The organism is Acidiluteibacter ferrifornacis (assembly GCF_009909615.1).
Taxonomy (GTDB): Bacteria; Bacteroidota; Bacteroidia; order Flavobacteriales_E; family Vicingaceae; genus Acidiluteibacter; species Acidiluteibacter ferrifornacis.
The window spans coordinates 1-350 of the sequence record NZ_WWNE01000015.1 but is presented as its reverse complement, the minus strand read 5'-3'; the positions used below and the strand labels follow the sequence as shown (position 1 = coordinate 350).

The following is a 350-nucleotide window of genomic DNA, read 5'->3' as shown; positions in this document are numbered from 1 at the left end:
AGTTGCAGATTCCATCCCATTCTCATCGGACAAAATTGAAGAAATTCTCAATCACTTTTCCATTGATAAGGACTCTGAATTTGCTAATATGGTCAAGAAAACAATAAAAATGTGTGAAGGGCCAGCAGGTAATGGAGAGAAGAAATATTGTGCCACTTCTTTGGAATCAATGGTTGATTTCACCACATCACACTTGGGAACAAACAAGATTTTAGCAATTTCTACTGAGGTAGAAAAGGAAACCCCTGAGGTGCAAACATATACCATAGAAGAAGTGACTGAGAAAGCAAATGGTAAAGGTGTGATATGCCACAAGGTTGCTTATCCATATGCAGTTCATTTTTGCCATG

General features: G+C 38.0%; 1 protein-coding gene. It reads left to right on the top strand.

The genetic code is table 11. The features are described 5' to 3' along the window. On the top strand, positions 1-350 hold a 350-nt coding region (locus GQN54_RS13965), incomplete at both ends, for a BURP domain-containing protein (protein WP_160634189.1).